Here is a 7,584-nt window from a genome sequence, read left to right as displayed (position 1 = left end):
ATAGCGTGAGGGAAACGCCCGGTTACATTCCGAACCCGGAAGCTAAGCCTCACAGCGCCGATGGTACTGCAGGGGGGACCCTGTGGGAGAGTAGGACTCCGCCGAACAATTCTTGGGAAAGCCCCACACCAATGGTGTGGGGCTTTCCGCATTTCCGGACCTTTCCGGACCCTTCCCAGAGCCGGAGCAGACCTGTTCCAGCCTTTTTCTCCATGATTTTTCTCCGGGCGCCGCACGAACCCCTCTGCGCGGCCCTCCGACGGCTGAGGGTAAGGTCGGGGAGCATCGTAGGCACGTTTCCCAGGAGGCCCCCGGGTGGAGGTCCAGGAGACCCGCGTCCAGACGGACCGGGTCCTCACCATCCCGAACATCCTCAGCATGGCTCGCCTCGTCGGCGTACCCCTCTTCCTGTGGCTGATCCTCCGGCCCGAGTTCGGCGGGCCCAAGAGCGACGGCTGGGCCCTTCTGGTGCTGGCGCTCAGCGGCGTCAGCGACTACCTGGACGGCAAGCTCGCCCGCCGCTGGAACCAGATCAGCAGCCTCGGCCGGCTTCTCGACCCCGCGGCCGACCGGCTGTACATCCTGTCGACCCTGGTCGGTCTCACCTGGCGCGAGATCCTGCCGCTCTGGCTGACCGCCGTCCTCCTGGCGCGGGAGCTGGTCCTGCTGGTGATGGTGGGCATCCTCAGGCGGCACGGTTATCCGCCGCCCCAGGTGAACTTCCTGGGCAAGGCGGCCACCTTCAATCTGATGTACGCCTTCCCGTTGCTGCTTCTCAGTGACGGAAACGGCTGGATCTCGTCACTCGCAGCGATCTTCGGATGGGCGTTCGCCGGATGGGGTACAACCCTCTATTGGTGGGCAGGAGTTCTCTACGTGGTGCAGGTCCGCCGTTTGGTGCGCGCGGACGCCACAGCCGATTGAACCCCCCGAGGCGGCTCGACGACGAGCGTCCGATGGCTGGTGCTGCAAAAGTGCGGGACAATCCGGATGTCCGGATGGGGGAGGTCGGCTAGACCGTCGTCTCTTCAAGGAGGACGCTTCCGACATGAAGGCCGTAGTGATGGCCGGTGGTGAAGGCACACGCCTTCGCCCCATGACCTCGAGCATGCCGAAGCCGCTGCTTCCCGTGGCCAACCGCCCGATCATGGAGCACGTGCTGCGACTGCTCAAGCGGCATGGGCTCAATGAAACCGTCGTTACTGTTCAGTTCCTCGCCTCTTTGGTCAAGAACTACTTCGGTGACGGAGAAGAGCTCGGCATGGAGCTCTCCTATGCCAATGAGGACAAGCCACTCGGTACTGCCGGCAGTGTCAAGAACGCCGAAGAGGCACTCAAGGACGACGCGTTCCTGGTGATCTCCGGTGATGCCCTGACCGACTTCGACCTTACCGAGCTGATCAATTTTCACAAGGAAAAGGGCGCGCTGGTCACCGTCTGTCTGACGCGTGTTCCCAATCCGCTGGAATTCGGTATCACCATCGTCGACGACGAGGGCAAGGTCGAGCGCTTCCTCGAGAAGCCGACGTGGGGCCAGGTCTTCTCCGACACCGTGAACACGGGCATCTACGTCATGGAGCCCGAGGTGTTCGACTACGTCGAGCCCGATGTTCCGGTGGACTGGTCCGGTGATGTCTTCCCGCAGCTCATGAAGGAGGGCAAGCCGATCTACGGCTATGTCGCCGAGGGCTACTGGGAGGACGTGGGCACGCACGAGAGCTATGTGAAGGCCCAGGCCGACGTCCTGGAGGGCAAGGTCGACGTCGAGCTCGACGGCTTCGAGATCTCCCCCGGCGTGTGGGTGGCCGAGGGCGCCGAGGTGCACCCCGACGCGGTGCTCCGGGGCCCGCTCTACATCGGCGACTACGCCAAGGTCGAGGCCGGTGCCGAGATCCGCGAGCACACCGTCGTCGGGTCGAACGTGGTCGTGAAGAGCGGTGCCTTCCTGCACAAGGCGGTCCTGCACGACAATGTCTACATCGGCCAGCGGAGCAACCTCCGCGGCTGCGTGATCGGCAAGAACACCGACATCATGCAGGCCGCGCGGATCGAGGACGGCGCCGTCATCGGCGACGAGTGCCTGGTCGGTGAAGAATCGATCGTGCAGGGCAACGTCCGGGTCTACCCGTTCAAGACGATCGAGGCCGGCGCCTTCGTCAACACGTCGGTGATCTGGGAGTCCCGGGGCCAGGCGCACCTGTTCGGCGCCCGCGGCGTCTCCGGCATCCTCAACGTCGAGATCACCCCGGAGCTCGCCGTACGCCTCGCCGGCGCCTACGCGACGACGCTGAAGAAGGGCTCCACGGTCACCACGGCCCGTGACCACTCGAGAGGTGCCCGGGCGCTCAAGCGGGCCGTCATCTCGGCCCTCCAGGCCAGCGCCATCGACGTACGCGACCTGGAGAACGTGCCGCTGCCGGTGGCGCGCCAGCAGACCGCCCGGGGCAGCGCCGGCGGCATCATGATCCGTACGACGCCCGGTGTGCCGGACTCCGTCGACATCATGTTCTTCGACAGCGAGGGCGCGGACCTGTCGCAGGCCAGCCAGCGCAAGCTGGACCGGGTGTTCGCGCGGCAGGAGTACCGGCGCGCCTTCCCGGGCGAGATCGGCGACCTGCACTTCCCGTCGAGCGTCTTCGACTCGTACACCGGTTCGCTGCTGCGCAACGTCGACACGACGGGCATCGCCGAGGCCGGGCTGAAGGTCGTCGTGGACGCCTCCAACGGAAGCGCCGGACTCGTCCTGCCCAGCCTGCTGGGCAAGCTCGGGGTCGACTCGCTGACCATCAACCCCGGTCTCGACGAGGCGCGGCCGACCGAGACCGCCGACACGCGGCGCTCGGGGCTCGTGCGGCTCGGCGAGATCGTGGCGTCCGCGCGCGCGGCGTTCGGCGTGCGCTTCGACCCGGTGGGCGAGCGGATCTCCCTCGTCGACGAGAAGGGCCGGATCGTCGAGGACGACCGGGCGCTGCTCGTGATGCTCGACCTGGTGGCCGCCGAGCGGCGCAGCGGCCGGGTGGCGCTGCCCGTGACCACGACCCGGATCGCCGAGCAGGTGGCGGCGTACCACGGCACGCAGGTGGAGTGGACCACCACGTCGCCGGACGACCTGACCCGGGTCGGCAGCGACGAGTCGACGATCTTCGGCGGCGACGGCCGCGGCGGCTTCATCGTGCCGGAGTTCAGCAACGTCTTCGACGGCACGGCGGCCTTCGTACGGCTCATCGGCCTGGTGGCGCGTACGCAGCTCACGCTCAGCCAGATCGACGCGCGCATCCCGCGCGCGCACGTCCTCAAGCGGGACCTGGCGACCCCGTGGGCCGTCAAGGGGCTCGTCATGCGGCGGGTCGTGGAGGCGGCCGGCGACCGGCACGTGGACACCACCGACGGCGTGCGGGTCGTGGAGGCCGACGGCCGCTGGGTGATGGTGCTGCCCGATCCGGCGGAGGCGGTGACGCACCTGTGGGCCGAGGGGCCCGACGACGCGTCCGCCCAGGCCCTGCTCGACGAGTGGTCCGCGGTGGTGGACAGCGCCGGGCGCTGACGGACACCGACACACGCGCATGCCGGACGGGTCCCGGAAGGGGCCCGTCCGGCATGCTGCCGGGTGCGTTCGAAAGCAGTGCGGGCGACGTGCGACGATGTGCGGCATGCCGCAGCAGCCCCCCGTACGGAGCACACCCGCACGCCGCCCGCGTCCGGACGCGTCCATGTCGCTGCTCACCAACGTCATGGACCACAGCCTCGACGACGGTTACGCCGAGGCGGCGGCCCGGAGGAAGGCCCGGGGCGACGGCGGGATGCCGAGGACGCTGCGGGCCAAGCTCGGCCTCGCCGCCGGCCTGGTGCTGGCGGGCCTCGTCGTGACCCTGGGCGCGGCCCAGGCACGGGTGGCCGCTCCGGCGGTCGCCAAGGAGCGCGAGGAGCTGATCGACCGCATCGACCGCGAGACCGCGGCGGCGGACCGGCTCGAGAAGGACGTCGACGACCTGCGCGGCGAGGTCGGCGCGCGCCAGCGCGAGGCGCTGCGGAAGCACGGGGGTGACCAGGGGGAACTGGTCGGGCTGCTCTCGGGCGCGGTCGCGGTGCACGGCCCCGGGGTGAAGCTCGTCGTGGACGACGCCAAGGAGGCCGGCCAAGGGGGCGGCAACGACCCCCGCCGGACGTCCGGCTTCTCCGACACCGGGCGCGTGCGCGACCGCGACATGCAGCGCGTGGTGAACGGACTGTGGCAGTCGGGCGCCGAGGCCGTCACGATCAACGGCCAGCGGCTGACCGCCCTTTCGGCGATCCGGGCCGCGGGAGACGCGATACTGGTCGACAACAAACCGCTGGTGCCGCCCTACACGGTGCTGGCGGTGGGCGACGGGGACGAGCTGCGCGCCGCCTTCCAGGACAGCGCCGACGGCCAGTACCTGAAGGCGCTGCACGAGAACTTCGGCATCCGGACCGGCATGACCGTCGAGGACGAGGTCAGGCTGCCCGCCGCACCGAGTGTGACCGTCCGTACAGCACAGCCGAGCACAGAGAAGGGCACAACGTGATCGCCGTACTGGGCCTCGTCGTGGGAGTCGTGGCCGGACTGTTGGTCCGGCCCGAGATCCCGGCGGTCGTCGAGCCGTACCTCCCCATCGCCGTCGTGGCGGCGCTCGACGCCGTGTTCGGCGGGCTGCGCGCGATGCTCGACGGCATCTTCGACGACAAGGTCTTCGTGGTGTCGTTCCTGTCGAACGTGGTGGTGGCCGCGCTGATCGTCTTCCTGGGCGACAAGCTCGGCGTGGGCGCCCAGCTGTCCACGGGCGTCGTGGTCGTGCTCGGCATCCGCATCTTCTCCAACGCCGCCGCGATCCGTCGGCACGTGTTCCGGGCGTGAGGCCGATGAGCAGCCACGACGAAAGAGACGAGAACCGTTTCCGCAGGGAGCTGCCCGACGAGGTCCCGGCGGCCCCCCGGCCGGGCGGGACGCGGCCGCCGGCGCCGCCCGAGCCGGGGGCGCCCGCACCGGAGCCGGCGGGACCCGCGGAACCGGCCCTCACGGGCCGCCAGCGGCTCGTGAAGGGCCTGTGGCCGCCGCGCGTGACGCGGGCCCAACTCATCGTCGCGCTGCTGCTGTTCGGGCTCGGCTTCGGGCTCGCCGTCCAGGTCGCGTCCAACAGCGACGGCGACAGCGCCCTGCGCGGCGCCCGCCAGGAGGATCTTGTCCGCATCCTCGATGAACTCGACGACCGCACTCAGCGTCTTGAGGAGGAGAAACAAGGTCTCGAGGACCAGCGCACCGAGCTCGAGAACAGCTCGGACCAGGCCGAGGAGGCCCGTCGGCAGACCGCCGAGAAGGAGAGACAGCTCGGCATCCTGGCGGGCACGGTGGCGGCGCAGGGCCCCGGCATCACGCTGAACATCGAGGACACGAAGGGGACGGTCGAGGCGGACATGCTGCTGGACGCGATCCAGGAACTGCGCGCGGCCGGCGCCGAGGCGATCCAGGTCAACGGCGTGCGCGTGGTGGCCGGCACGTATCTGACGGATTCCGGTGGCGCGGTGCAGGTCGACGGGAACAAGATCAGTGCGCCCTATCGTTTCAAGGTCATCGGCAAGCCGCAGGACCTCGAACCGGCCCTCAACATCCCTGGCGGAGTGGTGCAGACTCTGGAGAAGGAGCAGGCCACCGTCGCGGTGGAGCGGTCTGACAAGATCGTTGTGGACGCCTTGCGACCGGCGAAGACGCCTGACTACGCTCAGTCGTCCTCCGGGTGAGGCGCCGGTGCATGAGGGTCGGCTCACAAGGGCATGAGGTTGCGGGGGGTCGGCGCACCGATCGGGTGGTGCGTGGTGGAAACTGTCGGGTGCAGAGGGACGTTGTGATGATGTCCGGATCACCGGCGGACACCGGTGTGTGCAGTCAGGGTTCGTCCTGCCCCACGGGCGGGTCTGTTTCGGTCAAGGGGAATCGCCCGTGAAGTTGTTTGCGAAGTTGTTCGGCAAGAGCGCGCGAGAGGGCGGCGAGAACGCGACGGCCCGTCACCGTGCGCAGGGCCCCGATGCCGGGGGGCAGGGGGCCGACCGCCCGCTGTTCCGGGACCAGGTGGCTGGTCCGGGCGGGGACATTTCGGGTGGTCAGGGCGCGTCGTCTGTTGACCCTGCCCAGTCCGGGCGCATAGGTTTCGGGCAACCGTCAACCTCGAGTGCGGGTGGAGGGTTCGCCCCCGATCCGTACGCGTCCCAAGCCCCTGCGGGGCAGCCGCGGCAGGAGGATCCGTCCATGTCGGCGCTGGTGTGTACGAGGTGCGGTAACCGCAACGCGGAGGCGAGCCGCTTCTGCTCCAACTGCGGTGCGCCGCTGCGGGCCGGTGCGGCCGCGGAGCGTCCGTCCGAAACCACGTCCACGATCTCCATCTCGGGCCTGGAGGCCTACGACTCCGAGGCCACCGGCCAGACGCAGCTGCCGACGCTCTCCCCGGAGGCACAGGCGGCCGTCGACGCGCTGCCGCTCGGCTCGGCGCTCCTGGTGGTGCGCCGCGGTCCCAACTCCGGGAGCCGCTTCCTGCTCGACGGCGACCTGACCACGGCCGGGCGTCATCCGCAGAGCGACATCTTCCTGGACGACGTGACCGTCTCGCGCCGCCACGTGGAGTTCCGCCGGAGCACCGACGGCAGCTTCACGGTGGCCGACGTCGGCAGCCTCAACGGCACGTACGTCAACCGGGAGCGGATCGACTCGATCCCGCTGTCGAACGGCGACGAGGTGCAGATCGGCAAGTACCGGCTGGTCTTCTACGCGAGCCAGCGGGGCATCTGACCCGTCAGGAAAGATCCATGCTACGAACACCGAGCGGCGGTGCCCCAGACGGCACCGCCGCCACGGCCGGGGGGCTCATGAGCATCGGCACGGTGTTGAACGTGCTGCGCGACGAGTTCCCCGAAGTGACCATCTCGAAGATCCGTTTCCTGGAGTCCGAGGGCCTGGTCGAACCGCAGCGCACCCCGTCCGGGTACCGCAAGTTCGGCCCGGACGACGTCGAGCGCCTCGCCCAGGTGCTCCGGATGCAGCGGGACCACTATCTGCCGCTGCGGGTCATCCGCGAGCACCTGGAGGCGGTGGAGCGCGGTGAGGACGTGCGCCTGCCGTCCGTGGGGCAGCACGACGAGGAGGACCCCGCGGGGCCGACCGTCGCCCGGATCGGCCGGGACGAGCTGCTCGCCGCCGCCGGGATCGACGAGCGGGAGCTCGCGGAGTGGGAGTCGTACGGACTGCTCACCCCTTTGCCGGAGGGTCTCTACGACGCCGAGGCGGTCACCGTGGCCGGCCTGGTCCTCGAACTGGGGCGGTTCGGCATCGAGCCGCGCCACCTGCGGGTCATGAAGGCCGCCGCCGACCGCGAGGCCGGCCTCGTCGACCAGGTGGTCGCCCCGCTGCGCCGCCACCGCAACCCGCAGACCAGGGCGCACGCGGAGGAGCGGAGCAAGGAGCTCGCGGGCCTCGTGGTGCGGCTGCACGCCGCCCTCGTGCAGTCCGCGCTGGGGGTCCGGCTGCCCTGATCCGGGACCGTCGATCGAGCACCCGTTCCCGGCTCGACTACCCAAAGG

The 7,584-nt window shown here is 69.6% G+C and carries 7 protein-coding genes and 1 rRNA gene; all 8 read left to right on the top strand.

The window, feature by feature from the left end; all coding sequences use genetic code 11:
• Positions 1–107, top strand: a 5S ribosomal RNA gene (gene rrf, locus IE271_RS30380); the annotation flags it as partial.
• Between the two features lie 208 nt (positions 108–315).
• Positions 316–924, top strand: a complete 609-nt coding sequence (gene clsA, locus IE271_RS30375; RefSeq protein ID WP_190193678.1) for a cardiolipin synthase ClsA — start codon at positions 316–318, stop codon at positions 922–924.
• A 124-nt stretch (positions 925–1,048) separates the two neighbouring features.
• Complete coding sequence (locus tag IE271_RS30370) at positions 1,049–3,544, top strand: mannose-1-phosphate guanyltransferase (protein WP_190193677.1); 2,496 nt, start codon at positions 1,049–1,051, stop codon at positions 3,542–3,544.
• A 97-nt stretch (positions 3,545–3,641) separates the two neighbouring features.
• A complete protein-coding gene (locus IE271_RS30365) occupies positions 3,642–4,544 on the top strand; it encodes a DUF881 domain-containing protein (RefSeq protein ID WP_190193676.1) in 903 nt (300 codons plus the stop codon).
• Positions 4,541–4,873 (top strand): small basic family protein, encoded by a 333-nt coding sequence (locus tag IE271_RS30360; protein ID WP_116152339.1) that lies wholly within the window; start codon positions 4,541–4,543, stop codon positions 4,871–4,873. The genes IE271_RS30365 and IE271_RS30360 overlap by 4 nt, the downstream gene beginning before the upstream one ends.
• A gap of 5 nt (positions 4,874–4,878) precedes the next feature.
• Positions 4,879–5,754, top strand: a complete 876-nt coding sequence (locus tag IE271_RS30355; RefSeq protein WP_190193675.1) for a DUF881 domain-containing protein — start codon at positions 4,879–4,881, stop codon at positions 5,752–5,754.
• Between the two features lie 82 nt (positions 5,755–5,836).
• Positions 5,837–6,796 (top strand): FHA domain-containing protein, encoded by a 960-nt coding sequence (locus IE271_RS30350; RefSeq protein WP_190193686.1) that lies wholly within the window; start codon positions 5,837–5,839, stop codon positions 6,794–6,796.
• Between the two features lie 17 nt (positions 6,797–6,813).
• A complete protein-coding gene (gene ftsR, locus IE271_RS30345) occupies positions 6,814–7,536 on the top strand; it encodes a transcriptional regulator FtsR (protein ID WP_190193674.1) in 723 nt (240 codons plus the stop codon).
• The last annotated feature ends 48 nt before the right edge of the window (positions 7,537–7,584 follow it).

Source organism: Streptomyces minutiscleroticus (genome assembly GCF_014650875.1).
Classification (GTDB): Bacteria; Actinomycetota; Actinomycetes; order Streptomycetales; family Streptomycetaceae; genus Streptomyces; species Streptomyces minutiscleroticus.
Note: the sequence above shows the minus strand (reverse complement) of the source record. Positions and strands in the feature narration are given on the sequence as shown.